Below are 24,233 nucleotides of genomic sequence, written 5' to 3'. Positions count from 1 at the left end.
ATTTTGGGCTGGTGTTATTCTGAAATTTGTGTAAAATGCTCGCCACTCTGACGTTGAATAGTTTTTGATGACTATTTACACAGCGGGCTTGAAATCTGATTTCAGATGAGTATAATGGCCCCCTCGTTAACCTAGGTTAACGAATTAAATGACAAGTATTTGAACTTATCATTATCATAGCGGCTCCGATTGGGAGTCGAACGGTTAAATCATCTCGCTCTGCTTTTCCAGTAAGGAAGAAGCTAGAGGGTGATTTTTTATGTGTCCATTTTAGGAGCTCTGGTCAATGCAGAACCAAAGAATCCGTATCCGCTTAAAAGGGTTTGATCATCGCTTAATTGATCAGTCTACAGCGGAAATCGTTGAAACTGCTAAGCGTACTGGCGCCCAAGTACGTGGTCCTATTCCACTACCTACGCGCAAAGAGCGTTATACCGTTTTGATCTCTCCGCACGTTAATAAAGATGCTCGTGACCAGTACGAATTACGTACTCACAAGCGCCTGGTTGACATCGTAGAGCCAACTGAAAAGACTGTAGACGCTCTAATGCGTTTAGATCTTGCGGCTGGTGTCGACGTACAGATTAGCTTGGGTTAATTGAGATCCTTAGAAGAGGTTTGAGAGATGGCTATCGGTCTTATTGGTCGTAAAGTTGGTATGACTCGCATCTTCACTGAAGATGGTGTTTCTATACCTGTTACAGTAATTGAAGTTGCTGGCAACCGTGTTACTCAAGTGAAAACTTTAGAAACTGACGGCTACCGCGCACTTCAAGTTACTACTGGTACCAAAAAAGCCAATCGCATCACTAAACCAGAAGCAGGTCACTTTGCTAAGAGCGGCGTAGAAGCCGGTCGTGGACTGTGGGAACTGCGTCTGGCAGACGGTGAAGGCGAAGGCATTGAAGTTGGTGCTGAGCTAAACGTAGGTATCTTCGCTGATGTAGCGAAAGTTGACGTTACTGGTCAATCAAAAGGTAAAGGCTTCCAAGGCGGCGTTAAGCGTTGGAACTTCCGTACTCAAGATATGACGCACGGTAACTCTTTGTCGCACCGTTCGAACGGTTCTATCGGTCAGAACCAAACGCCTGGTCGCGTATTTAAAGGCAAGAAAATGTCAGGCCATATGGGTGCCGAGCGTGTTACTACTCAAAATCTAGACGTTGTACGTGTAGATATTGAACGTAACCTGCTACTGGTTAAAGGTGCTGTTCCGGGCGCAACTAATGGCGACCTGATCATCAAGCCTGCAGTTAAAGCTTAAGGTCTGAGGAGATAGTAATGGAATTGGTATTGAAAGACGCGCAAAGCGCTCTTGAAGTTTCCGAAACTACCTTCGGCCGTGACTTTAACGAGGCACTGGTTCATCAGGTAGTTGTAGCATACGCTGCAAACGCGCGTCAGGGCACTCGTGCTCAAAAGACTCGTGCGGAAGTAACTGGCTCTGGCAAAAAGCCATGGCGCCAAAAAGGCACTGGCCGCGCTCGTGCGGGTGGTGTTAAGGGCCCAATCTGGCGTGGCGGTGGCGTAACTTTCGCTGCTAAAACTCAAGATCACAGCCAAAAAGTTAACAAGAAGATGTACCGCGGCGCGCTGAAAAGCATTCTGTCTGAACTGGTACGTCAAGACCGTCTGGTTGTTGTTGAATCATTCAGCGTTGAAGCTCCTAAAACTAAAGAGCTGAAAGCTAAACTGAAAGCAATGAACTTAGAAGACGTGTTAATTGTGACTTCAGAAGTTGACGAGAATTTATTCTTAGCAGCTCGCAACCTGTACAAGGTTGACGTTCGTGACGTTGCAGGTCTAGACCCAGTAAGTCTGATCGCGTTCAACACAGTGCTTGTGACTGCTGATGCAGTTAAGCAAATCGAGGAGATGCTAGCATGATGATCCGCGAAGAACGTTTGCTAAAAGTAATTCTGGCACCTCACATCTCTGAAAAGAGCACTGTGAATGCTGAGAAGCACAACACTGTTGTTTTCCGCGTAGCTATCGATGCAACTAAAGCTGAAATTAAAGCTGCTGTTGCTAAGCTATTTGAAGTTGAAGTCGAATCAGTTCGCACTTTAGTGAGCAAAGGCAAAACTAAACGTACTGGTGGCCGTACTGGCCGTCGTAGCGATTGGAAAAAAGCCTACGTGACTTTAGCTGCTGGTGCTGACATCGATTTCGTCGGCGGCGCTGAGTAAGCAAAGGAGAATTATCATGGCAGTTATTAAGTGTAAGCCAACCTCTCCAGGTCGTCGCCACGTTGTTAAAGTGGTGAACTCTGACCTGCACAAGGGTAAACCTTTTGCTGGCCTGTTGGCGAAAAAATCTAAAAGTGGTGGCCGTAACAATACTGGCCGTATCACTGTTCGTCACGTTGGTGGCGGTCACAAGCAGCACTACCGTTTAATCGACTTTAAACGCGATAAAGATGGTATCCCTGCAAAAATTGAGCGTCTGGAATACGATCCAAACCGTACTGCGCACATCGCTCTAGTACTGTATGCGGATGGTGAGCGTCGTTACATCCTTGCTGCCAAAGGCATGCAAGCTGGCGACAAGATCCAGTCTGGTGTTGAAGCCGAAATCAAAACCGGTAACGCAATGCCACTGCGCAACATTCCAGTAGGTTCTGTTGTGCACGCTGTAGAAATGAAGCCTGGTAAAGGTGCTCAGATCGCGCGTTCAGCGGGTGCTTATGTACAAGTTGTTGCTCGTGATGGCGCATATGCCACTTTACGTCTTCGCTCTGGCGAAATGCGCAAAGTGCCAGTTGATTGCCGCGCAACATTTGGTGAAGTTGGTAATGCCGAACACATGCTACGCCAGTTAGGTAAAGCAGGTGCTAAGCGCTGGAGAGGCGTTCGCCCAACAGTTCGCGGTGTTGCAATGAACCCGGTAGACCATCCACACGGTGGTGGTGAAGGCCGTACTTCTGGTGGTCGTCACCCAGTGACTCCATGGGGTGTGCCAACTAAGGGTTATAAGACTCGTAGTAACAAGCGCACTGACAAGTACATCGTACGTCGTCGTAATAAATAGTAAGAGGATTCGCCATGCCACGTTCTCTCAAGAAAGGTCCCTTCATTGACCTGCACTTGCTGAAGAAGGTAGAGAAAGCGATGGAAGCAGGTGACAAGAAGCCTATTAAGACTTGGTCACGTCGCTCTATGATCATTCCAAATATGATTGGTTTGACCATCGCTGTCCATAATGGTCGTCAGCACGTTCCTGTGTTCGTAACTGACGAAATGATCGGCCACAAACTTGGTGAATTCTCACCAACTCGCACTTATCGCGGCCATGCTGCTGATAAGAAAGCGAAGAAGCGTTAATACGGGAGGAATAAGATGGAAGTTTTAGCTAAACATCGTTTTGCCCGTACGTCTGCGCAGAAGGCTCGTCTCGTTGCTGATCAAATTCGTGGTTTGCCTGTTGCTAAGGCCCTCGAAATTTTGACTTTCAGCCCAAAGAAAGCCGCCGTACTGGTTAAAAAAGTACTTGACTCAGCTATCGCAAACGCCGAACACAACGAAGGCGCGGATATTGATGAGCTAAAAGTAGGCGCCGTCTTCGTTGACGAGGGTCCAACTATGAAGCGTATCATGCCACGTGCTAAAGGCCGCGCTGATCGTATCATGAAGCGTACCAGCCACATCACTGTGGTTGTATCAGATCGCTAGGAGAGAGCAATGGGACAGAAAGTACATCCTAATGGTATCCGTCTGGGTATCACCAAGCCTTGGATCTCTACCTGGTACGCAGATAAGTCAGATTATGCAAATAACCTGAACAGCGACTGGGAAGTGCGTAAGTATCTTGCAGACAAACTGCAAGCTGCGTCAGTATCTAAGATTGTTATTGAACGCCCAGCGAAAAGCATCCGCGTTACTATTCACACTGCCCGTCCAGGTGTTGTGATTGGTAAGAAAGGTGAAGACGTTGAAGTATTGCGTGCTGCCGTTTCAAAACTGGCTGGCACTCCTGCTCAAATTAACATCGCTGAGATCCGTAAACCTGAGCTAGATGCCAAGTTAGTTGCTGACTCAATTGCACAGCAATTAGAGCGTCGTGTTATGTTCCGTCGCGCGATGAAGCGTGCGGTACAAAACGCAATGCGTATTGGTGCTCAAGGTATCAAAGTTGAAGTTAGTGGCCGTTTAGGCGGTGCTGAGATTGCGCGCTCTGAGTGGTATCGCGAAGGTCGTGTACCTTTGCACACACTGCGTGCTGATATCGACTATTCAACCTCTGAAAGTCACACTCAATATGGTGTGATTGGTATTAAAGTTTGGATCTTCAAAGGTGAAGTTCTGGACGGAATGCTGCCACAGATTGAAGAGCCGAAACAGCAGCAACCTAAGCGCAAGCCTCGTGGTAAATAGGAGAGCCGGCAATGCTGCAACCTAAACGTATGAAGTTTCGCAAGATGTTCAAAGGCCGCAACCGCGGTCTAGCGAACGGTACCGAAGTTAGCTTTGGTACTTTTGGTCTGAAAGCAGTCGGCCGTGGTCGTTTAACTGCTCGTCAGATCGAATCTGCACGTCGTGCCATGACACGTCACATTAAGCGTCAGGGACAAATTTGGATTCGAGTTTTCCCGGACAAACCTATTACCTCTAAGCCTCTTGAAGTGCGTATGGGTAAAGGTAAAGGTAACGTTGAATACTGGGTATGTCAGATTCAACCTGGTAAGGTTCTTTATGAGATGAATGGTGTTTCTGAAGTGATCGCTCGTGAAGCGTTTGCTTTAGCTGCTGCCAAGCTTCCAATCAAGACTACCTTCGTAACTAAGACGGTGATGTAATGAAAGCGAGCGAACTAAGAGAAAAGAGCGTTGAAGAACTGAACGCTGAACTACTTGGTCTGCTGCGTGAGCAGTTCAACCTGCGTATGCAACACGCCACTGGTCAGTTGACTCAGACTCATCAACTGAAATTGGTGCGCCGTAATATTGCGCGCGTTAAGACCATTATTACTTCTAAGGCGGGTGCATAATGTCTGATAAAATCCGTACTTTGCAAGGTCGTGTCACTAGCAACAAAATGGATAAAACCATTACTGTCGCTATCGAACGCCAAGTGAAACACCCAATCTATGGGAAATACATTAAGCGTACGACTAAGATCCATGCACATGACGAAGCTAATCAGTGCAATGAAGGTGACGTAGTCGCGATTCGCGAATGTCGTCCTTTGTCTAAGACTAAGTCTTGGACCCTGGTTGAAGTAGTATCAAAGGCCTAATAATATTAGGCATTTAGGTAAACGGCTCCAGTATTTGGGGCCGTTTGTTTTTTAATACTATACATTCCATATTTATGGTGTTATATTTGCGCCCCATTTTTGACTAAATTCAAAGCAAAAATGGTGTTTATAGTCCCATAGTGGGAATTGTGTAGTAACGATAGCGGAGCACTTAAAATGATCCAAATGCAATCGACTCTTGACGTCGCATGTAACAGCGGCGCACGCAGAGTTCAGTGTATTAAGGTCTTGGGTGGCTCTCATCGTCGTTATGCCGGTATCGGCGACATTATCAAAGTTTCTGTTAAAGAAGCAATTCCTCGCGCTAAAGCGAAGAAAGGTGATGTGTATAACGCGGTGGTAGTCCGTACTAAGAAAGGCGTACGTCGTCCAGACGGTTCTGTCATTCGCTTCGATCGGAATGCAGCTGTTCTTTTGAACAACAACCTGCAGCCGATTGGTACTCGTATCTTTGGACCAGTGACACGTGAATTGCGTAATGAGCAATTTATGAAAATTGTCTCGCTGGCACCAGAAGTACTGTAAGGAGCTTCAAAATGGCAGCTAAAATCCGTCGTCAAGACGAAGTAATCGTATTAGCAGGTAAAGACAAGGGCAAGCGTGCTAAAGTTGCTCAAGTATTACCTACTGGTAAGTTAATTGTTGAAGGCATCAATCTTGTCAAAAAACACCAAAAGCCAAACCCACAACTGGGTGTAGCCGGTGGTATTGTTGAGAAAGAAGCACCGATTCAAGCATCAAATGTTGCGATCTTTAACCCTGTCACTGGCAAGGCGGATCGTGTTGGTTTCCGATTTGAAGACGGCAAAAAAGTTCGTTTCTTTAAATCGAACAGTGAACTCGTTAAGTAACTGGAGTAAACGATGGCGAAACTGCATGATAAATATCAAGAGACTGTTGTCGCTGAACTGACTCAAAAGTTCGGTTATACCAGTGTCATGCAAGTCCCTCGGATTGAGAAAATCACCCTGAACATGGGTGTTGGCGAAGCCGTTGCAGACAAAAAAGTTATGGAACATGCTGTCCGTGACATGACTGCAATTGCTGGTCAAAAACCAGTAGTAACTGTTGCTCGTAAATCAGTTGCTGGTTTTAAAATCCGTGAAGGCTACCCTATTGGCTGTAAAGTGACCCTGCGCGGTGAGCGTATGTGGGAATTCTTAGAGCGTTTAGTTGACATCGCAATCCCACGTATCCGTGACTTCCGTGGTCTGAGCGCTAAAGCGTTCGATGGCCGTGGTAACTACGCGATGGGCGTGCGTGAGCAGATCATTTTCCCAGAGATCGATTACGATAAAATCGATAAAATTCGCGGTATGGATATTGTTATCACTACCTCTGCGAAGACTGATGAAGAAGGTCGTGCTTTGTTAGACGCTTTTAACTTCCCATTCAAGAAATAAGGGTAGCGTAATGGCAAAAACATCAATGAAAGCACGTGAAGCAAAGCGTGCACAGCTCGTAGCTAAGTTCGCTGAAAAGCGTGCTGCTCTGAAAGTGATTATTGCAAGTCCAGCTTCTTCTGATGAAGATCGTTGGGATGCAGTATTAAAGCTGCAAGCTCTACCACGTGATTCCAGCGCATCGCGTCAACGCAATCGTTGTAATCAAACTGGTCGCCCACATGGTTTCCTACGTAAGTTCGGTTTAAGCCGTATCAAATTACGTGAAGCAACCATGCGTGGTGAAGTTCCTGGCCTGCGTAAGGCTAGCTGGTAAGCACTTGTCACGGAGTAAGCTAATATGAGCATGCAAGATCCTATTGCGGATATGTTAACCCGTATTCGTAACGGCCAAGCTGCTAACAAAGTATCTGTGAAGATGCCTTCTGCTAAGCTGAAAGTCGCTATTGCGAAACTGCTTAAAGAAGAAGGTTACATCGCGGATTACGCCGTAGCAGATGAAGCCAAGCCTGAATTGGAAATTACCTTAAAGTACTTCCAAGGCCAACCAGTCGTTGAGACTATCCAGCGTGTAAGCCGTCCAGGTCTTCGTATTTACAAAGGTAAAAACGAACTTCCTAAAGTGATGGGCGGACTGGGTGTCGCAATTGTGTCCACTTCTAAAGGCCTGATGACTGATCGTGCCGCCCGCCTTGCAGGCATGGGTGGCGAGGTTATCTGCTACGTAGCATAAGGAGCTAGGAATGTCTCGTGTAGCAAAAGCACCAGTATCTATTCCAGCTGGCGTAGAGGTGACCTTAAACGAACAGACCCTGACCGTCAAAGGCGCGAAAGGAAGTCTGACTCGAGTGATCAACAATGCGGTCAATGTTGTTATTGAAGGTGGCGTGATTAAATTCCTTCCTGTTGAGGGCGCAGTTGGCGCTTGGGCACAGGCTGGTACAACACGTGCGTTAGTAAACAACATGGTTGTTGGTGTATCTCAAGGTTTTGAGCGTAAATTAAAGTTAGTTGGCGTTGGTTACCGTGCGAAACTCGTCGGTGCTGACATTGACCTTACTTTAGGTTTCTCTCATCCGTTAGTACACAAACTGCCCGCAGGCGTTACTGCAGAGTGCCCTAGCCAAACTGACATCGTCCTACGTGGCGTTGATAAACAGTTAATTGGCCAAGTCGCTGCTGAGATTCGCGGATATCGTCCACCAGAGCCATACAAAGGCAAGGGTGTTCGCTATGACGACGAAGAAGTACGCCGTAAAGAGGCTAAGAAGAAGTAGGTAACGCGATATGGATAAGAAAACATCTCGCTTACGTCGCGCTATTCGCGCTCGTAAGAAGATCCAAGAGCTGGGCGTGAACCGTCTGGTTGTACATCGTACACCGCGTCACATTTATGCTCAGGTGATCAATCCTGAAGCTCAGGTGGTGGCAGCTGCTTCAACCGTGGAAAAAGCGGTTAAAGAGCAACTGAAGAGTACCGGTAACGTAGACGCGGCTAAAGCAGTAGGTAAATTTATTGCTGAGCGCGCGATCGAAAAAGGCGTAACGACAGTTGCGTTCGATCGTTCTGGTTTCAAGTATCACGGTCGTGTAGCTGCTCTAGCAGATGCTGCTCGTGAAGCTGGCCTCCAGTTCTAAGGGGTTATAAAAATGGCTAAATTAGAAGCTCAGCAAAAAGACGATCTGCAAGAGAAATTAATTGCAGTTAATCGTGTTTCTAAAGTAGTTAAGGGCGGTCGTATCTTTAGCTTCACAGCACTGACAGTAGTGGGTGATGGTAATGGTAAGGTCGGCTATGGCTATGGTAAAGCGCGCGAAGTTCCAGCAGCAATTCAAAAAGCTATGGAAAAAGCCCGTCGTAACATGGTGACCGTTGAGTTGAATGCAGGTACTCTGCATCACCCAGTTAAAGGTCGTCATACTGGTTCACGTGTATACATGCAACCAGCATCACAGGGTACCGGTATTATCGCCGGTGGCGCAATGCGTGCCGTATTGGAAGTAGCAGGCGTTCATAACGTTCTGTCTAAAGCATACGGTTCTACTAACCCGATCAACATCGTTCGCGCGACTGTAGATGCTCTGGTGCACATGAAGTCACCATCGCAAATCGCAGCTAAGCGTGGCCTGAATGTTGACGAAATTCGGGGGTAATGCACCATGGCAACTAAAACTGTAAAAGTTACTCAGACTAAAAGTGCTATCGGTCGTTTACCAAAGCACCGCGCGACCTTAACAGGTCTTGGTCTGCGTCGCATTGGTCACACTGTTGAATTAGAAGATACTCCTTCAGTTCGCGGTATGATCAACAAGGTCTACTACATGGTTAAGGTGGAGGATTAATAGATGCGTTTAAATACTCTATCTCCAGCTGCAGGCGCTAAGCATGCACCAAAGCGTGTAGGCCGTGGTATGGGCTCAGGTTTAGGTAAAACTGCAGGTCGTGGTCACAAAGGCCAAAAATCTCGTAGCGGTGGCGGTGTACGCCCAGGCTTCGAGGGTGGTCAAATGCCACTTAAGATCCGTTTACCTAAATTTGGTTTTACCTCGCGTCGCGCTATGGTAACAGCTGAAGTTCGTGTACTCGAACTGGCTAAAGTTAACGGTGATGTTATCGACTTAAACGCTCTGAAAGATGCGAACGTTATTACTCGCAACATCCAGTTTGCGAAAATCGTTCTTTCAGGTACCATTGAGCGCCCAGTGACTGTAAAAGGTCTGAAGGTAACCAAAGGTGCACGTGCAGCAATTGAAGCTGCTGGCGGTAAGATCGAGGAATAATACGTCGATGGCAAAACCAGGACTTGATTTAAAAAGCGCGAAAGGTGGACTTTCAGAGTTGAAGGCTCGCCTCCTGTTCGTGATTGGTGCGATTATCGTCTTTAGGGCCGGTTCGTTTGTACCAATTCCTGGTATTGACGCAGCTGTATTAGCAGAGCTGTTTGCTCAGCAAAAAGGGACCATCCTAGGCATGTTTAACATGTTCTCGGGTGGTGCTCTTTCCCGTGCTTCTATCTTTGCATTAGGTATTATGCCGTACATTTCGGCATCGATTATCATGCAGTTATTGACTGTTGTGCATCCTGCACTCGCTGAATTGAAAAAAGAAGGCGAGTCTGGACGTAAAAAAATCAGTCAGTACACACGATGGGGTACGTTGGTGCTGGGTACATTCCAGTCGATCGGTATTGCAACAGGGTTACCAAACTTAGTCCCAGGCCTAGTGGTCAATATTGGATTCGGTTTCTACTTTGTAGCGGTTGTGAGCTTAGTGACAGGGACTATGTTCCTGATGTGGCTAGGTGAGCAAATTACCGAACGAGGTATAGGTAACGGTATCTCGATTTTAATTTTCGCAGGTATTGTTGCTGGATTACCTTCCGCTATCGGCCAAACGGCTGAGCAGGCGCGTCAAGGTGACCTGAATGTGTTAGTGTTGTTGTTGCTCGCGGTAATTATTTTTGCTGTGACTTATTTCGTGGTGTTTGTAGAGCGTGGTCAACGTCGTATCGTCGTTAACTATGCTAAGCGTCAGCAAGGCCGTAAGGTATTCGCTGCGCAATCTACTCACTTGCCACTGAAAATAAACATGGCGGGTGTAATTCCTCCAATTTTTGCGTCAAGCATTATTTTGTTCCCAGGCACACTGGCTCAGTGGTTTGGTCAAAATGAGTCTATGTCATGGTTAAGTGATTTTTCATTAGCCGTGTCACCTGGACAACCGCTTTACTCATTATTGTATGCAGCAGCGATTATCTTCTTCTGTTTCTTCTATACAGCGTTGGTATTTAATCCACGTGAAACAGCAGACAACCTGAAGAAGAGTGGTGCATTCATCCCTGGGATCCGTCCTGGAGAACAGACTTCGCGTTACATTGATAAAGTAATGACTCGCCTAACATTAGCTGGCGCGTTATACATTACCTTTATCTGTTTAATTCCGGAGTTCATGCTAATTGCGTGGAAAGTACAGTTCTATTTTGGCGGTACTTCACTACTAATTATGGTAGTCGTAATCATGGACTTCATGGCTCAGGTTCAGACCCATATGATGTCACATCAGTATGAGTCTGTGATGAAGAAAGCTAACCTAGTTAACAAAGCGAATTTAGATCGTTTTGGTCGCTAAGTAAGCTTTACGGAGTGATGAAATGAAAGTTCGAGCTTCCGTGAAGAAGATCTGCCGTAACTGCAAGATCGTCAAGCGTAGTGGCGTTGTGCGCGTTATCTGTGTTGAACCAAAACACAAACAGCGTCAAGGCTAAAAGTGAAATTGTTCAGCCCACTGTTGGGCTGAACAAATATTGTTTGCAAATTTGTCAACTGTCGAGTATCCTTTCGGGCTTTTCGCAGTTGGCCTTTAACTTAAGGAGTGCATAGTGGCCCGTATCGCTGGCATTAACATTCCTGATCAAAAGCATACAGTCATCGCATTGACTGCAATTTTCGGCATCGGCCGTACTCGCGCTAGAGCAATCTGCGCAGCTACGTCAATTGCTGAAACTGCTAAGATCAAGGAATTGAGCGAAGCTCAAATCGACACCCTACGCGAAGAAGTTGCCAAATACTTAGTAGAAGGTGACTTACGTCGTGAGATTTCTATGAACATCAAGCGTCTTATGGATCTTGGTTGTTATCGTGGTCTCCGCCATCGTCGTAGCCTGCCTCTTCGTGGGCAACGTACTAAGACCAATGCGCGTACGCGTAAAGGTCCACGTAAACCAATCAAGAAGTAACGGGAAGGTAGACAATGGCTAAAGTTCCGTCACGTTCTCCGCGTAAGCGCGTACGTAAACAGGTTGCAGATGGCATGGCTCATATCCATGCTTCTTTCAACAACACAATTGTCACCATTACAGATCGTCAAGGTAATGCGTTGTCATGGGCTACTTCAGGTGGTTCAGGTTTCCGTGGTTCACGTAAATCTACACCATTTGCTGCACAGGTAGCTGCTGAGCGTGCAGGCGCTGCTGCTCAAGACTACGGTTTAAAAAACCTTGAAGTGTTTGTGAAGGGTCCAGGTCCAGGTCGTGAATCAGCCATTCGTGCGCTGAACGCTGTTGGTTACAAAATTACCAACATTACCGATGTGACGCCGATCCCTCATAATGGTTGTCGTCCTCCTAAAAAGCGTCGTGTATAACGCGTTTCATTAGGATAGTTGGAGAAAGATCATGGCAAGATACTTGGGTCCCAAGCTCAAGCTCAGCCGCCGAGAAGGTACTGACCTTTTCTTAAAAAGCGGTGTGAGAGCAATCGATTCTAAGTGTAAACTGGAATCTGCACCAGGACAGCATGGCGCTCGTAAGCCACGTCTGTCAGAGTACGGTTTACAGTTACGCGAAAAACAAAAAGTTCGTCGTATTTACGGTGTGTTAGAAAAGCAATTCCGTAACTACTATAAAGAGGCTGCACGTCTGAAAGGCAACACTGGTGAAAACCTGTTGCAACTTTTAGAAACTCGTTTAGATAACGTTGTTTATCGTATGGGTTTCGGTGCGACTCGTGCAGAATCACGTCAGCTAGTAAGCCATAAATCTGTTATGGTTAACGGTCGTGTTGTTAACATTCCGTCATTCAAAGTGTCTGCGAATGATGTTGTAAGCATCCGTGAAAAGTCACGCACTCAAGCTCGTATCAAAGCGGCTTTAGAAGTGGCTGGTCAACGCGAGAAGCCTACATGGGTTGAAGTCGACAGCGCGAAAATGGAAGGTGCTTTCAAGCGTATTCCAGAACGTAGCGATTTGTCTGCGGAAATTAACGAACAGCTGATCGTCGAGCTTTACTCTAAGTAAGGCTAACAAACAAGAGAGGACACAATGCAGGGTTCTGTTACAGAATTTCTTAAACCGCGTCTCGTTGATATCGAGCAGGTTAACTCAACACGTGCCAAGGTTACTTTGGAACCGCTTGAGCGTGGTTTCGGCCACACTTTAGGTAACGCGTTGCGTCGCATCCTATTGTCGTCTATGCCCGGCTGCGCGGTTACCGAAGTCGAGATTGACGGCGTACTGCACGAATACAGCAGTAAGGAAGGCGTACAAGAAGATATCCTTGAAATCTTGCTTAATCTGAAAGGATTAGCAGTGACTATCGAGGGTAAAGACGAGGCTATGCTTACATTAAGCAAGTCCGGCGCAGGCCCTGTCATCGCAGCAGATATCACGCATGATGGTGATGTCACTATCGTGAATCCTGATCATGTTATCTGTCATTTAACAGGTAACAATGATATCAGCATGCGTATTCGCGTTGAGCGTGGTCGTGGTTATGTGCCAGCATCTGCTCGTGCACAGACAGAAGACGATGATCGCCCAATCGGCCGCTTGCTGGTTGATGCTTCTTTCTCGCCAGTCGCACGTATTGCCTACAATGTAGAAGCAGCTCGTGTTGAACAGCGTACTGACTTGGATAAACTCGTTATCGATATGACCACTAATGGTACTATTGATCCTGAGGAAGCTATCCGTCGTTCTGCAACCATCTTAGCTGAACAGCTGGATGCGTTTGTTGAGCTGCGTGACGTGACTGAGCCAGAAATGAAGGAAGAGAAGCCGGAGTTCGATCCGATTCTGTTGCGTCCTGTCGACGATTTAGAGCTAACTGTACGTTCGGCTAACTGTTTGAAAGCCGAAGCGATTCATTACATCGGAGATCTGGTACAGCGTACTGAAGTTGAGCTGCTGAAAACCCCTAACTTAGGTAAGAAATCTCTTACTGAAATTAAGGACGTTTTAGCTTCTCGCGGACTGTCGTTAGGTATGCGTCTGGAAAACTGGCCTCCAGCTAGTTTAGCAGACGACCTATAAGTCTCAGGTTTGTACAGATTTAGGTTATAAGGATTAGGTCATGCGCCATCGTAAGAGTGGTCGTCAACTTAACCGCAACAGCAGCCACCGCCAAGCTATGTTCCGTAACATGGCAAGCTCACTGGTTCGTCATGAGATCATCAAGACAACCGTAGCTAAAGCGAAAGAACTGCGTCGCGTAGTTGAGCCTCTGATAACACTTGCTAAGAGTGACAGCGTTGCAAACCGTCGTTTAGCGTTTGCACGTACTCGCGACGCTGAAGTCGTAGGTAAGTTATTCACTGAATTGGGTCCACGTTACCAGGAACGTCCTGGTGGCTACACCCGTATCCTTAAGTGCGGTTTACGTGCTGGTGATAAAGCCCCAATGGCTTACATCGAGCTAGTAGGTCGTCCAGAAGCTGCTCAAGCTGTTGATGTTGAAGCTGCTGAGTAATTAAGGTTACAAATTTAAAAGCCGGGCTCTAAGCCCGGCTTTTTATTTCAGCTCGTTTTAACTTACTCGACCCAAGTCGTTTGTTTCTCGATTTCTTTAGGCAATGTTAAGTGCCATTTACTTAACCCTTTACGGCTAAACATAAATTGTCCTAGGTCATCTGTTACTGGGAATATGTTTTCCGGTTTCTCACCTGCGAGGATCCTTGAGGCCATTTTGGCTGCGATCTTGCCGTGCTGGTAACCATCGAGAACATAGCCGCCGATATTGCCGTTGTTGTATACGCTAAATCCCCAAAAACCAAAATTGGGTACTGGTGTGTTAGCTGAAACCCATCCTAATAATTCTTCAGCATCAACCGACTGATCTTTGTCATCCCTCACTGCATGATAAAGTGCAACGACTATCGCACTAAAGCCATTGTCTTTAGCTGCAATGACTTGCTTTTGCCATTCACTAAGTTGATTTAGTTGTAATATTTCAACTTCCACATCGCTCAACATGCTCAGTTGCTGCTTACTGATATATTCCGCAGCAAGTCTAGACGTATCACTTTGATCGAACAGAACTAAGATTTTTCGGTGCTTTGATATTGGTAATATTCGTTGCAGTAATAGCAGAGAGCGTCTGAGTAGAGGTCTTTCAAGCACACCCGTAAAACGCTTATATTCATTTAAGTGATATTCTCTTGGGTTCATATTAATGCCAAGGTATACCACTGGAATTTGGCTTGAGTTTAACCGTTGGTGTAGATAATTAACGGCATTATCATCTGCTAGGATCACTAACTGTGGTTTTTGTTGTTGAATAAATTGCCATGCTAGTTCTGCCCGTTTTGCATGAAGATTTTTAGGTAGCCGTTTTGTGTCCATTTCAAAGTGATTTACCTCATTGAGAGGTGTCAATGTATCGAGTATGGCTTGATAATACTGCTTATCCCACGTGTAACCTTGGTGATAGCTCTCGATGACAACCACCTTGGCCGCATATGCCATTGGTATGAAACATGCCAGCATTAAGGTAAAAATCTGTCGCCATCTTTTAATTAATAACTTAATTAAATTCATGGAGAGATACCTAGTGGAATATAGCTTTGAGTATAGTCCAACCTCGAGTATCCGGCGGGCAATAAAAAAGCCTCATAATGAGGCTTTAAATATTCTTTCGGCAATGTGCTTACGTTATTGTGCTGTCGCTTTCTGCTGGCTGTAATCTAGCTTCTCATGTTTTTGCCCCATTGCTTCTGCAACTTCTGGAGGCATGTAGTTTTCATCATGTTTTGCTAAGACTTCAGTTGCGGCCAACTTACCATCTTCCCCTAATACACCTTGGGCGACGATGCCTTGTCCTTCGCGGAATAGATCCGGTAATAGATCGTCATAGGTCACTAGAATTTCGCCACCTAAGGAATCGTGTACTGCAAATTGCACATGTAGGCTGTTTGGATCACGTACCATAGAGCCTACCGTTACCATGCCACCTACACGAATACGTTGGCCCGCTTCGGGTTTAACGCCTGTATCGGTTTTACCGTTTACGATTTCTGACGGTGTATAGAATAAGTTTAAGTTGGAGTTCAACGCATACAGCAGCAGTGAAGCAATCGCGGCTACGCCACCGATTAGTGCTATAGCTAACGTCAGTCTCTTTTTGCGTCTTGGGTTCACGATTTGTTACTCCTAGTTTCTTTGAGGCGCTCTTCGCGGTTCATCTTTTTCGCTATTTCAATCAAAACCTTACGCTTTTGGCGTGCGCTAGTGATGATCAGCGTCGATACACAGAAGAAGGTCACACCATAGGCAAGCCATACATAAAAGGCATAGCCACCCATGTTGAAAAAATCACTGATAGAATCGAATTGCATTATTTGACCTCCTCAGCTTTAGCAAGTTCACGTACCCAAGGGCGCATGCCGTTTCTTGCTAAGATTTCTGCTCTAAATCTCACAATAGTGATAGCGCCTATCATAAGCCCGAAACCTAAAATATTGATTAAAAGTGGGTATAACATGTCGCTCGACATGGTCGATTTAGAGGTAATTTTGATGGTTGATGGTTGATGCAATGAGCTCCACCATTCAACGGAATATTTAATAATGGGGATATTAATTACCCCTACGATTGCCAAGATCCCTGCTGCACGTGCAGCGAGTACTTTATCCTCAAAGGAAGCGTAGAGGGAAATCACACCTAAGTAGAGGAATAGTAGTACTAATTCAGAGGTCAGACGCGCATCCCATACCCACCAAGTGCCCCACATAGGTTTGCCCCAAGCGGCACCAGTAAAGAGTGCTATAAAGGTGATGACAGCTCCTATAGGAGCAATAGACGCAGCTGCCCAGTCTGCTAATTTGACCTGCCAGACAAGACCAATAAATGCCGCTGTCGCCATACCCATGTAGGCCGCCATTGACATTGATGCCGCTGGTACATGGATAAAGATAATACGATAGCTATCTCCTTGCTGGTAATCTGTCGGGGCAAACAATAACCCCCATACGGTGCCAACTGTAAGGAAAAGGCAGGCTAAGGTGGCAAACCATGGAAATAATGTTCCTGATAACTTATATGCGCGTTCAGGATCCGCGTAAGGGTGTAACCATTTCCACATTTTAGTTAGTACTCACTCGCAGAGATGCACCGATTGCAAAAGGTGCTAAGGTTAACGAACCGATCAACATGGCGCCAATTATAGCGAGCTGACCGTCATAGGGTAAATTCATTCCTGCCGCATCAATGGCGCTGGTCGCGAAAATGAGCACTGGAATATAAAGTGGCAGAATCAAAAGGCTTAATAGTACGCCGCCTTTACGTAGACCAACGGTTAATGCCACGCCAATAGCACCTAAGAGTGACAACACTGGGGTGCCTAAAGCCAGTGTGGCAATCAATGCACCATAACTATTAGCATCTAAGTTCAGTAGCACGGCCAGCAGTGGGGCAATAATAATCAATGGAACACCCGTAAGTATCCAGTGGGCTAACACTTTGGCTAAGACTAAAACAGACAAAGGTTGTGGGCTAAGTAGCATCTGTTCTAAGCTGCCGTCACTAAAGTCAGCTTTAAATAGACGCTCCAGCGACAACATGGATGCTAACAATGCCGCAACCCAAATAATCCCTGGGGCAATACGGGCTAGCATTTGTGGTTCTGGGCCAATGCCGAGTGGAAATAGGGTTACAACCATAATGAAGAATAATAGGGGATTAAAAATATCACCACGGTGTCGAATGGCAATCTTTAGATCCCGCTGAAGTAACGTTAAAAACGCTTGAGTAAAGCTGATGCCTCTTTTCATTATGCCAAACCTTATACGAAGCGATAATCTAGACGAATTTTACGAAGCCTATCATCTTTGATAATGCCCATATCTTGGTGAGTGGTCAGGATCACACAGCCACCATTATCCGCATGTTGAATAAATAACTGTTCAAGCTCTTCGACGCCTTTTTTATCGATTGCGGTAAAAGGTTCATCTAGGATCCACACCTTACAATCATTGTGCCAAAGCCTTGCCAATGCTGTTCGGCGATGTTGGCCCGCGGACAAATGCCCAGCAAGCGCTTCCTCAAAACCTGATAGATTTACTTTAGCTAATATGGCAGACGTATCAAAATCATCATAGCCACTGATTCTTAAATTGAAGTTAAGGTTTTCCTCAGCGGTTAATTCGGATTTCACTCCCGCAAGATGGCCTAAATACAGTAGATCTTCGTTATATTCGTCACGACAGCGGTTGATATCTTCATTTATATAGAAGGTTTGCCCCGCATAGGGACGAGATAGACCTGCTAATATGCGTAATAAACTGGTTTTGCCGGCACCATTAGGGCCTTCAATCTGGACGATATCGCCAGCATTAATCTCAAAACTTAATTCATCAAATAGAATGCGTTCTTCACGGATGCATGTCAGCTTGCTCGCTGATAACAGTGTGTTTACTGAAGTTATATTTGTCACTGAACCCTCTATCTCAAGCCGGAAGGAAACACAAGTGATTCTAACACAAACGATATTGCGGGTTTACACTTGCTTGGGACTAGATGTCAGCAATTTGATGTGGTTCCAATAACCGCAATATTTCTCGTACAAATCGAACTTTTTTAATAGTTGCTAATATATTAACGAATTTGTCACGCTTGTCGCCTTATATCATTTGTGCTGAGATTCTAATCACAAAAAGATGAGATTTATTGAAGTTTGTAGTAATCTTAGTCCGCTATAATGAGTCTGCCTCAAAGGGCAGCGCGAGCTTTGTACGTATTTGCATTAGGAACATTGAACATGAAAAAACTGTTAGCAATGACTGCAGTCGCTGCTTTGACTATGTCAGTCAACGTTTCAGCTCAAGATGCTGAAGCTATTTTCAACAAGGCATGTACCGTGTGCCATAGCATGGGTGTTGCTGGTGCTCCAAAAGCGCACAATGCAGCGGAGTGGGAACCACGTTTAGCTAAAGGTGTTGATAATCTAGTTAAAAGTGTAAAAACAGGTTTAAACGCAATGCCACCAGGTGGTATGTGTACTGATTGTACTGATGATGATTACAAAGCAGCTATCGAGTTTATGTCTAAAGCTAAGTAATTTTTTTTGCAGTGTTAAAAAACCGGCATTAGCCGGTTTTTTTATGTCTGCGCTAAGCTGAAACTTAGTGCTAGGTGCGGATAACTTATTGCACTTGGGTATCCAGTACTAAGTTTGCCGTTTCACCCACATTAACTTTGCTGATTTTTCCTTGAATATCACCCGCCTGAGGTTTGATATTGCCATGCTTGGATAAGACGGCAATAACTTCAACGCTAGCAGTTTGGCTTAATTTTACATCGCCACCCATGCCTGTGCTGTCGTCTAGTGTCACTGTAACAGGCAATGATTTTGCACTAACTTTAGTTGCTGCTAGCGGTACTTTAGGACCTTCAGTTGCACGTGCAAAGACAAAGATAGTGTCTTCTGGGCTCGCTTTCGCTGCAAGTTCAGGTGAAATTGAAATTTCAATACTTACTGATTTGCTTGTGACTTTTGCCTGCTTGTGTACATCATCGTTAGGCATACCTGTCGTTTCGGCTTGCATACGTAAGTTAGCTGTTTCGATGGCATTCATCAGTGCGGCGCGATCCACATCTGTACGGTCACTATTAAGAATAGTCTGCCATGAATCAATGGCTTTTTGGTACTTTGCAGTAAAGAAAGCATCCATACCAACTAACAACAGTGTTGATGGATCCTGTGGATCTAATGCTAGCGATTCGTCTATTAAGGCTTGAATTTCTGGTGTCATTTGCTGACCGGCTTTGTAGTACAACGCCGTGGCCTTTGGTCCGATTAACTCGGCATGTTTGCCCACTAAATCCATAACTTTGTCGAAGGCCGCGACTGCTTTATCAAATTGGTTAGCCGAAATATATGCATGACCTAGACTAAACCAAGCCTGACTATTTTCTGGCTCGGCTTGCACTTGGGCTTCCATCATTTGTACGCGCTGCCCCATGATTTGCGCAGTATCCATACCAGCATGTGGGTTAGCCGCTTGGGTATTGCCAATATTTTCAAAGGCCCCTAATTGCTGATAAAGGTAACCTGAGATCGCAATCAAGCATACCGACATGACTGATGGCCAAAGGATACTTTTAGGTTTGATTTGATTGACAAGGGAATCATCGCTCGCTTGTTTGATGTCTTGGAGTAAACTGATTTCGAGTTCTTTCTTAAGCGCATCAAATTCTGCTTGGTCGAGCAGTTCTTCATTAAGTTCTTTCTCAAGGGTGGAAAGACGTTCATTGAACAATTCGAGGTTCGTTTGTTTGCGAACACCAGCTTCCTCAGTACGCAATAACTTTTGCTGTCTGAAATGTGGGATCCAGATCAGTGTTAAGCTGACCAACACAACAAGCGCAATAAAAATCCAAAATGTCGTCATTGTTTCTATATTCACTTTAGTTTGCATAAAAGCGGTTGTTACCGCTGGCTTGGAAGCAAGATTATACGTAAAGATTATTCATTGAACAGTAATATAAGACCTTCACAACTGTGAAAGCTGAGAGTTGGGCACTGGTTCACAAATTGTTCCATCTGGTAAATTTTATATGAAACTTAAGGCTCATTTATCTGTCACATGCAAAACTGTAGGCCTGCGGTGGCTCCATTTGGGCAAAAATCGAGAATGAGACAAGTCACCCAGTTTTGTATGAAAGAGGCAGACAGGAACAATAGCAAATACTAAAATGAACCAAATTTCGTGCATTTGTGTGAACAGCATGTTGTGCGTTGGTTTGGAATTTTTCTAAATCAACATATTATTAGAGACTGAGGAAAACCCATGATCCCAGAACTTGGACACTTTTCGCTGATTATAGGAGTGGCATTCGCCTTCTTGTTAACCAGCGTTCCCCTTATAGGTGTTGCCCGTAAAGACCAATACCTAGTGAGGTATGCTTGGCCGTTAGCCTACGGAATGTTCTTTTTTATTGCTTTATCCGTAGTATCGCTTGGTTATAGCTTCGCCGTTGATGATTTCTCCGTGGCCTACGTGGCACATCACTCTAATTCTCAGTTACCTATTTTCTTTAAGATTGCGGCCGTATGGGGCGGTCATGAAGGGTCTCTGTTGTTCTGGGTGTTTGCGTTATCGACTTGGGCCGCTTCTGTCGCATTATTCAGTAAAGGCTTGGAAGAAGTGTTTACTGCAAGGGTGCTGGCTGTATTGGCGCTGATTGTGATTGGTTTTAGCTTATTTATGCTGCTCACTTCTAGCCCATTTGAACGTTTATTTCCAATGCCAGCCGAAGGTCGCGACTTGAACCCAATGTTGCAGGATGTAGGCTTAATCTTCCATCCGCCAATGTTGTATTTAGGTTATGTGGGTTTCTCTGTAAGCTTTGCGTTTGCAATTGCTGCATTGATGAGTGGCCATCTTGACTCGGCTTGGGCTCGTTGGTCTCGTCCTTGGACCTTGGCTGCTTGGATTTTCCTCACTGGCGGTATTGCATTAGGTTCTTGGTGGGCATACTACGAATTAGGCTGGGGTGGCTGGTGGTTCTGGGATCCAGTAGAAAATGCCTCCTTTATGCCTTGGCTAGTGGGTACTGCTTTAGTGCATTCGCTGATTGTGACCGAAAAACGTGGTGCGTTCCGTAACTGGACAGTATTGCTGTCAATCTTTGCATTTTCGTTAAGTTTACTGGGTACCTTTATCGTGCGTTCCGGCGTACTGACATCGGTTCACTCATTCGCAGCCGATCCAAGCCGCGGTATGTTTATTCTGTTATTACTTGGCTTAGCTATCGGTGGTTCGCTCACGTTGTTTGCCTTCCGCGCAAGTGAAATGAGCAGCCCAGCACGCTTCGAATTGAAATCAAAAGAAACCATGCTGTTAGTCTGTAACGTATTGCTGACTGTCGCTGCTGGTACAGTCCTGTTAGGGACGTTATATCCACTGCTGATCGATGCTTTAGGTATGGGCAAGATCTCTGTTGGACCTCCATATTTTAATGCTGTGTTTGTACCGATCGTGCTCGTGCTGTTTGCGTTTATGGGCGTGGGTCCGATCATCCGTTGGAAGAAATCAAAAGCGGGTGAGTTAAAACGCCAATTGCTGGTGCCTGCATTAGTATCAGCCGCGATTGGTATCGTGACGCCATTTATTGTCGATGGTGCTTTTAACGTGTGGGTTGCTTTGGGTATCGCCGCCGCTGCTTGGATTGTGTTGGCAACCGCTAGAGCCGCTTACAATATCGTGAAGCCTAAAGATGGTGAATTAAGCGTGGCACGTATGGGCCGTAGTGAGCTGGGTATGATCTTAGCTCACTTAGGTATTGCTGTGTCGGTTATCGGTGCCACTATGGTATCTAACTACTCGGTTGAGAAAAGTGTGCGTATGGGGCCTGGCATAAGCCAAGAGCTTGCGGGTTATACCTTTAAATATCTTGAGACTAAGAACGTCGTTGGTCCTAACTACACCGCACAACAAGGTCAAATTGAGATCTACAAAGGCGATAAGCTGCTGACGTTACTCAAGCCTGATCGTCGCCAATACAATGTGCGTACTATGGACATGACCGAAGCCGGTATCGATTGGGGTCTGTTCCGTGACTTATATGTCACCATGGGCGATCCAATCAGCAGCACTGAATTTGCTGTGCGTTTGAACTACAAGCCTTTTGTTCGTTGGTTATGGTTTGGGGCAATATTCATGATGGTCGGTGGTTTCTTTGCCGCATCGGATAAACGCTATCGCTCAAAAGTGGCTGCTATCGTTAAGCCGCAAACTGAAAAAGCGAAATTAGCTACCGCTCAATAATTGGGGAATGTATGAAGAAGTTGGTTCTGTTTATCCCATTAGTCATTTTTCTTGGCATGGGGGTATTTTTATACAAAGGATTGTTTTTAAATCCGCAGAAACTGGATTCAGCTCTGGAAGGAAAGCCTATTCCGGCTTTCCAACTGGAACGTCTCGAAACACCAAACGAGATGATTACCAATGAGCAACTGAAAGGAAAAGTGTCATTACTTAACGTTTGGGCTACTTGGTGCCCCTCTTGTAAGTATGAACACCCTTTCTTAGTCATGCTGAAACGTCAGAATATTCTGCCTATCTATGGGATTAACTATCGTGACGAACGTATCCCCGCGCTGGAAGAATTAAAACGCCAGGGTGATCCTTACAATATCAATATTTTTGATAAGGATGGACGCTTAGGCTTAGATCTTGGCGTTTACGGTGCACCGGAAAGCTTTATTGTTGATCATAATGGCATTATTCGTTATCGCTACGCAGGGCCTATTGACCAGCGTGTATGGAGTGAAACTCTCTATCCTATGATTCAACAACTCCAAGCTGAAGCGGCGAAGGATGGTGCAGCGTGAGAATTTTGACAAAAATCATTGGTGGCCTGGTGTTAATGCTGAGTATGGTGACAACCGTAATGGCCACACCGGTTGATACTTACGAATTTAAATCACCCGAAAACCAAAAACGAGGTTTGTCATTAGCGCATGAGTTGCGTTGCCCGCAATGTCAGAACCAAAACTTGATCGATTCCAACTCGCCAGTTGCACGAGATCTGCGCCTTGAAGTGTATAAAATGGTCGATGAAGGCAAAGGCGACGATGAAATCATCGAGTTTATGACCAGCCGTTATGGTGAGTTTGTACTCTACAAACCGAAAATGGAAACTAAAACCTATATTCTTTGGTTAGGTCCAGTGGGTTTGTTATTGCTCGGTCTTATCATTGGTTTCATCTTTATCCGCAAGCAACGTATCGGTGGCACGACCGAGCCTGAGATCAGTGCCGAAGATCAAAAAGCGCTTGATGCTTTATTAAAGCGTGATAATAAATGAAGTCATTTGCTTTAGCTGCAATCCTAGCGAGTCTGTCTGTTGCCTTTGCTGGTGGTGCCCATGCGTACCCCGGCATGCAGCAGGCAAATAAACCGATTGAGTCGACAGTCGATCTGATTAACGTTCTTCCACAGACTTATCCTATCGAAGTTGTTGCTTTTAGTGATGCGAATGGAAAGCCTATCGACTTTAGCCAATACAAAGGCAAAGTTGTGATGGTCAACATGTGGGCGACTTGGTGCCCTCCCTGCGTAAGGGAGTTGCCCGCAATTGAGCGTTTGGCGACAAAGTTTAAAGCGGATCAGTTTGCGTTATTGCCTATCTCTATTGATGCAGGTGGTAAGCAACAAGTGCAGCCTTTTCTCACTTCATTAGGAATGGCAAACTTTAATTCCTATTACGATCCTACGCAAAACTTAGGACAGGTGTTCCCACTGGATACCATTCCTGCAACCTTTATTCTCGATCAAAATGGCCAATTGATCGCGTTTGTGCGCTCCTTTGTCGACTGGGATGATGCAAAAGCCGTATCGCTAATCCAAAGTTTTATCGATAAAGGCGCTAAAAAGCTGAATTAAACAGCATATAGAGCGTAAATAGAGCACCGTTGTAGAAAAGATCGCCATGCGATCTTTTTTCTTTTAAAAAGCGCTTGCACAAAAAGTTTCGCTGCCTATAATGCGCATCCACTGACACGGCAGACAGCGAAAGCCAACGCGGTTACAGTGCGAATCGAATGCAAATTGTGCAGTTGATTCGAAAGCCTCAAGAAGTTTGTAAAAACGCCTTGACGCGATGAGGGAAATGCGTAGAATACGCAGCCCTGACCCAGTGAGCGGTAACGTAAGCGATGAGGTCAAACGCTCTTTAACAATCTAAACAAGAAATCTGTGTGGACACTCACAGGTGTTGAGTTAATCGAAATTACTCTGCCGTTTGGCGAGTAATCAAAGAATTAAATCAATGAATGAGTGTTCATAGCAATATGTACA

Annotated in this window: 40 protein-coding genes; 33 read left to right on the top strand and 7 right to left on the bottom strand. The window is 45.5% G+C overall.

All coding sequences use genetic code 11. The features are described from left to right. Positions 1-286 precede the first annotated feature (286 nt). The 28 genes from rpsJ (at position 287) to rplQ (ending at position 13,903) form a co-directional block, all read left to right on the top strand. Positions 287-598: a 30S ribosomal protein S10 gene (gene rpsJ, locus SHEWPOL2_RS16450; protein ID WP_011070616.1), complete on the top strand. Its 312-nt coding sequence runs from the start codon at positions 287-289 to the stop codon at positions 596-598. A 27-nt stretch (positions 599-625) separates the two neighbouring features. Continuing rightward, complete coding sequence (rplC, locus tag SHEWPOL2_RS16445; RefSeq protein WP_037429825.1) at positions 626-1,264, top strand: 50S ribosomal protein L3; 639 nt, start codon at positions 626-628, stop codon at positions 1,262-1,264. A gap of 17 nt (positions 1,265-1,281) precedes the next feature. After that, entirely contained in the window at positions 1,282-1,887 is a 606-nt protein-coding gene (rplD, locus tag SHEWPOL2_RS16440) for a 50S ribosomal protein L4 (protein ID WP_011070618.1), read from the top strand. Further along, positions 1,887-2,189, top strand: a complete 303-nt coding sequence (gene rplW / locus SHEWPOL2_RS16435; protein WP_037421480.1) for a 50S ribosomal protein L23 — start codon at positions 1,887-1,889, stop codon at positions 2,187-2,189. Before rplD ends, rplW begins: the two co-directional genes overlap by 1 nt. 16 nt (positions 2,190-2,205) lie before the next feature. Continuing rightward, complete coding sequence (rplB, locus tag SHEWPOL2_RS16430; protein WP_011621028.1) at positions 2,206-3,030, top strand: 50S ribosomal protein L2; 825 nt, start codon at positions 2,206-2,208, stop codon at positions 3,028-3,030. A 14-nt stretch (positions 3,031-3,044) separates the two neighbouring features. Continuing rightward, entirely contained in the window at positions 3,045-3,323 is a 279-nt protein-coding gene (rpsS, locus tag SHEWPOL2_RS16425; protein ID WP_006083596.1) for a 30S ribosomal protein S19, read from the top strand. A gap of 15 nt (positions 3,324-3,338) precedes the next feature. After that, entirely contained in the window at positions 3,339-3,671 is a 333-nt protein-coding gene (gene rplV, locus SHEWPOL2_RS16420) for a 50S ribosomal protein L22 (protein WP_006083595.1), read from the top strand. A gap of 9 nt (positions 3,672-3,680) precedes the next feature. Then, positions 3,681-4,373: a 30S ribosomal protein S3 gene (rpsC, locus tag SHEWPOL2_RS16415; protein WP_011070621.1), complete on the top strand. Its 693-nt coding sequence runs from the start codon at positions 3,681-3,683 to the stop codon at positions 4,371-4,373. A gap of 11 nt (positions 4,374-4,384) precedes the next feature. Further along, positions 4,385-4,795, top strand: a complete 411-nt coding sequence (gene rplP, locus SHEWPOL2_RS16410; protein WP_006083593.1) for a 50S ribosomal protein L16 — start codon at positions 4,385-4,387, stop codon at positions 4,793-4,795. Then, positions 4,795-4,986, top strand: a complete 192-nt coding sequence (gene rpmC / locus SHEWPOL2_RS16405) for a 50S ribosomal protein L29 (protein WP_007644429.1) — start codon at positions 4,795-4,797, stop codon at positions 4,984-4,986. The genes rplP and rpmC overlap by 1 nt, the downstream gene beginning before the upstream one ends. Further along, on the top strand, positions 4,986-5,234 hold the full coding sequence (gene rpsQ / locus SHEWPOL2_RS16400) for a 30S ribosomal protein S17 (RefSeq protein ID WP_011070622.1): 249 nt from the start codon (positions 4,986-4,988) through the stop codon (positions 5,232-5,234). Before rpmC ends, rpsQ begins: the two co-directional genes overlap by 1 nt. 177 nt (positions 5,235-5,411) lie before the next feature. Further along, positions 5,412-5,780, top strand: coding sequence for a 50S ribosomal protein L14 (rplN, locus tag SHEWPOL2_RS16395; RefSeq protein WP_006083590.1), 369 nt, complete (start codon positions 5,412-5,414; stop codon positions 5,778-5,780). A gap of 11 nt (positions 5,781-5,791) precedes the next feature. Continuing rightward, positions 5,792-6,106, top strand: coding sequence for a 50S ribosomal protein L24 (rplX, locus tag SHEWPOL2_RS16390; protein ID WP_011070623.1), 315 nt, complete (start codon positions 5,792-5,794; stop codon positions 6,104-6,106). Between the two features lie 12 nt (positions 6,107-6,118). Next, positions 6,119-6,658: a 50S ribosomal protein L5 gene (rplE, locus tag SHEWPOL2_RS16385; protein WP_011070624.1), complete on the top strand. Its 540-nt coding sequence runs from the start codon at positions 6,119-6,121 to the stop codon at positions 6,656-6,658. Between the two features lie 10 nt (positions 6,659-6,668). Continuing rightward, positions 6,669-6,974, top strand: a complete 306-nt coding sequence (rpsN, locus tag SHEWPOL2_RS16380) for a 30S ribosomal protein S14 (RefSeq protein WP_011070625.1) — start codon at positions 6,669-6,671, stop codon at positions 6,972-6,974. 24 nt (positions 6,975-6,998) lie between these two features. Then, positions 6,999-7,391: a 30S ribosomal protein S8 gene (rpsH, locus tag SHEWPOL2_RS16375; protein ID WP_007644434.1), complete on the top strand. Its 393-nt coding sequence runs from the start codon at positions 6,999-7,001 to the stop codon at positions 7,389-7,391. Between the two features lie 10 nt (positions 7,392-7,401). Next, a complete protein-coding gene (gene rplF / locus SHEWPOL2_RS16370) occupies positions 7,402-7,935 on the top strand; it encodes a 50S ribosomal protein L6 (protein ID WP_037421473.1) in 534 nt (177 codons plus the stop codon). A 10-nt stretch (positions 7,936-7,945) separates the two neighbouring features. Then, complete coding sequence (rplR, locus tag SHEWPOL2_RS16365; protein ID WP_011715467.1) at positions 7,946-8,296, top strand: 50S ribosomal protein L18; 351 nt, start codon at positions 7,946-7,948, stop codon at positions 8,294-8,296. Positions 8,297-8,308: 12 nt separating this feature from the next. Beyond that, positions 8,309-8,812, top strand: coding sequence for a 30S ribosomal protein S5 (rpsE, locus tag SHEWPOL2_RS16360; protein ID WP_007644438.1), 504 nt, complete (start codon positions 8,309-8,311; stop codon positions 8,810-8,812). 6 nt (positions 8,813-8,818) lie between these two features. Continuing rightward, complete coding sequence (gene rpmD, locus SHEWPOL2_RS16355) at positions 8,819-9,001, top strand: 50S ribosomal protein L30 (protein WP_007644440.1); 183 nt, start codon at positions 8,819-8,821, stop codon at positions 8,999-9,001. Positions 9,002-9,004: 3 nt separating this feature from the next. Next, complete coding sequence (gene rplO / locus SHEWPOL2_RS16350) at positions 9,005-9,439, top strand: 50S ribosomal protein L15 (RefSeq protein WP_011070628.1); 435 nt, start codon at positions 9,005-9,007, stop codon at positions 9,437-9,439. A 7-nt stretch (positions 9,440-9,446) separates the two neighbouring features. Further along, a complete protein-coding gene (secY, locus tag SHEWPOL2_RS16345; protein WP_011621032.1) occupies positions 9,447-10,787 on the top strand; it encodes a preprotein translocase subunit SecY in 1,341 nt (446 codons plus the stop codon). 22 nt (positions 10,788-10,809) lie between these two features. Beyond that, positions 10,810-10,923: a 50S ribosomal protein L36 gene (rpmJ, locus tag SHEWPOL2_RS16340; RefSeq protein WP_006083579.1), complete on the top strand. Its 114-nt coding sequence runs from the start codon at positions 10,810-10,812 to the stop codon at positions 10,921-10,923. Positions 10,924-11,037: 114 nt separating this feature from the next. After that, complete coding sequence (gene rpsM / locus SHEWPOL2_RS16335) at positions 11,038-11,394, top strand: 30S ribosomal protein S13 (RefSeq protein WP_011070630.1); 357 nt, start codon at positions 11,038-11,040, stop codon at positions 11,392-11,394. Positions 11,395-11,408: 14 nt separating this feature from the next. Beyond that, entirely contained in the window at positions 11,409-11,801 is a 393-nt protein-coding gene (rpsK, locus tag SHEWPOL2_RS16330) for a 30S ribosomal protein S11 (protein WP_006083577.1), read from the top strand. A 31-nt stretch (positions 11,802-11,832) separates the two neighbouring features. Then, on the top strand, positions 11,833-12,453 hold the full coding sequence (gene rpsD, locus SHEWPOL2_RS16325) for a 30S ribosomal protein S4 (RefSeq protein WP_037421477.1): 621 nt from the start codon (positions 11,833-11,835) through the stop codon (positions 12,451-12,453). Between the two features lie 24 nt (positions 12,454-12,477). Next, positions 12,478-13,467, top strand: a complete 990-nt coding sequence (rpoA, locus tag SHEWPOL2_RS16320) for a DNA-directed RNA polymerase subunit alpha (RefSeq protein ID WP_011070632.1) — start codon at positions 12,478-12,480, stop codon at positions 13,465-13,467. A 40-nt stretch (positions 13,468-13,507) separates the two neighbouring features. Then, a complete protein-coding gene (gene rplQ / locus SHEWPOL2_RS16315; protein WP_007644470.1) occupies positions 13,508-13,903 on the top strand; it encodes a 50S ribosomal protein L17 in 396 nt (131 codons plus the stop codon). 62 nt (positions 13,904-13,965) lie between these two features. On the opposite strand, the gene SHEWPOL2_RS16310 is transcribed toward rplQ, so the two are convergent. The 6 genes from SHEWPOL2_RS16310 to ccmA all read right to left on the bottom strand — a co-directional run bounded on the left by SHEWPOL2_RS16310 (position 13,966) and on the right by ccmA (position 17,863). Beyond that, complete coding sequence (locus SHEWPOL2_RS16310) at positions 13,966-14,970, bottom strand: ABC transporter substrate binding protein (protein ID WP_050991392.1); 1,005 nt, start codon at positions 14,968-14,970, stop codon at positions 13,966-13,968. 114 nt (positions 14,971-15,084) lie between these two features. After that, the gene (gene ccmE / locus SHEWPOL2_RS16305; RefSeq protein WP_037422767.1) at positions 15,085-15,570 is read right to left on the bottom strand and encodes a cytochrome c maturation protein CcmE; all 486 of its coding nucleotides are present in this window, start codon (positions 15,568-15,570) and stop codon (positions 15,085-15,087) included. Beyond that, positions 15,567-15,767, bottom strand: a complete 201-nt coding sequence (gene ccmD, locus SHEWPOL2_RS16300) for a heme exporter protein CcmD (protein ID WP_037422771.1) — start codon at positions 15,765-15,767, stop codon at positions 15,567-15,569. The genes ccmE and ccmD overlap by 4 nt, the downstream gene beginning before the upstream one ends. After that, the gene (locus SHEWPOL2_RS16295; protein ID WP_037422774.1) at positions 15,767-16,513 is read right to left on the bottom strand and encodes a heme ABC transporter permease; all 747 of its coding nucleotides are present in this window, start codon (positions 16,511-16,513) and stop codon (positions 15,767-15,769) included. The genes ccmD and SHEWPOL2_RS16295 overlap by 1 nt, the downstream gene beginning before the upstream one ends. 1 nt (position 16,514) lies before the next feature. Then, positions 16,515-17,201, bottom strand: a complete 687-nt coding sequence (ccmB, locus tag SHEWPOL2_RS16290; protein WP_037422777.1) for a heme exporter protein CcmB — start codon at positions 17,199-17,201, stop codon at positions 16,515-16,517. Positions 17,202-17,212: 11 nt separating this feature from the next. Beyond that, positions 17,213-17,863 (bottom strand): cytochrome c biogenesis heme-transporting ATPase CcmA, encoded by a 651-nt coding sequence (ccmA, locus tag SHEWPOL2_RS16285; RefSeq protein ID WP_037422780.1) that lies wholly within the window; start codon positions 17,861-17,863, stop codon positions 17,213-17,215. Between the two features lie 324 nt (positions 17,864-18,187). Here ccmA and scyA point away from each other — a divergent pair, with 324 nt between their 5' ends. Then, positions 18,188-18,487 carry a monoheme cytochrome c5 ScyA gene (scyA, locus tag SHEWPOL2_RS16280; protein WP_037422782.1) on the top strand — a complete coding sequence of 100 codons (300 nt, stop codon included), beginning with the start codon at positions 18,188-18,190 and terminating at the stop codon, positions 18,485-18,487. An 85-nt stretch (positions 18,488-18,572) separates the two neighbouring features. Here the strand turns inward: scyA and ccmI are convergent, their stop codons facing one another. Beyond that, positions 18,573-19,820 carry a c-type cytochrome biogenesis protein CcmI gene (gene ccmI, locus SHEWPOL2_RS16275; protein ID WP_037429823.1) on the bottom strand — a complete coding sequence of 416 codons (1,248 nt, stop codon included), beginning with the start codon at positions 19,818-19,820 and terminating at the stop codon, positions 18,573-18,575. A 399-nt stretch (positions 19,821-20,219) separates the two neighbouring features. Here ccmI and SHEWPOL2_RS16270 point away from each other — a divergent pair, with 399 nt between their 5' ends. Genes SHEWPOL2_RS16270 through SHEWPOL2_RS16255 form a run of 4 tightly spaced genes read left to right on the top strand, consistent with a single transcriptional unit; the run spans position 20,220 to position 23,819 of the window. Beyond that, the gene (locus SHEWPOL2_RS16270) at positions 20,220-22,199 is read left to right on the top strand and encodes a heme lyase CcmF/NrfE family subunit (protein ID WP_037429822.1); all 1,980 of its coding nucleotides are present in this window, start codon (positions 20,220-20,222) and stop codon (positions 22,197-22,199) included. Positions 22,200-22,210: 11 nt separating this feature from the next. Next, on the top strand, positions 22,211-22,765 hold the full coding sequence (locus tag SHEWPOL2_RS16265; RefSeq protein WP_037422791.1) for a DsbE family thiol:disulfide interchange protein: 555 nt from the start codon (positions 22,211-22,213) through the stop codon (positions 22,763-22,765). Then, positions 22,762-23,241 (top strand): heme lyase NrfEFG subunit NrfF, encoded by a 480-nt coding sequence (gene nrfF, locus SHEWPOL2_RS16260; RefSeq protein ID WP_037422794.1) that lies wholly within the window; start codon positions 22,762-22,764, stop codon positions 23,239-23,241. Before SHEWPOL2_RS16265 ends, nrfF begins: the two co-directional genes overlap by 4 nt. Beyond that, positions 23,238-23,819, top strand: coding sequence for a TlpA disulfide reductase family protein (locus SHEWPOL2_RS16255; protein WP_037429821.1), 582 nt, complete (start codon positions 23,238-23,240; stop codon positions 23,817-23,819). Before nrfF ends, SHEWPOL2_RS16255 begins: the two co-directional genes overlap by 4 nt. Positions 23,820-24,233: the final 414 nt, after the last annotated feature.

This window comes from Shewanella sp. POL2 (genome assembly GCF_000282755.1).
GTDB classification, from domain to species: Bacteria; Pseudomonadota; Gammaproteobacteria; order Enterobacterales; family Shewanellaceae; genus Shewanella; species Shewanella xiamenensis.
The sequence above is the reverse complement of the archived record's forward strand: the minus strand, read 5'-3'. Positions and strand labels throughout refer to the sequence as shown.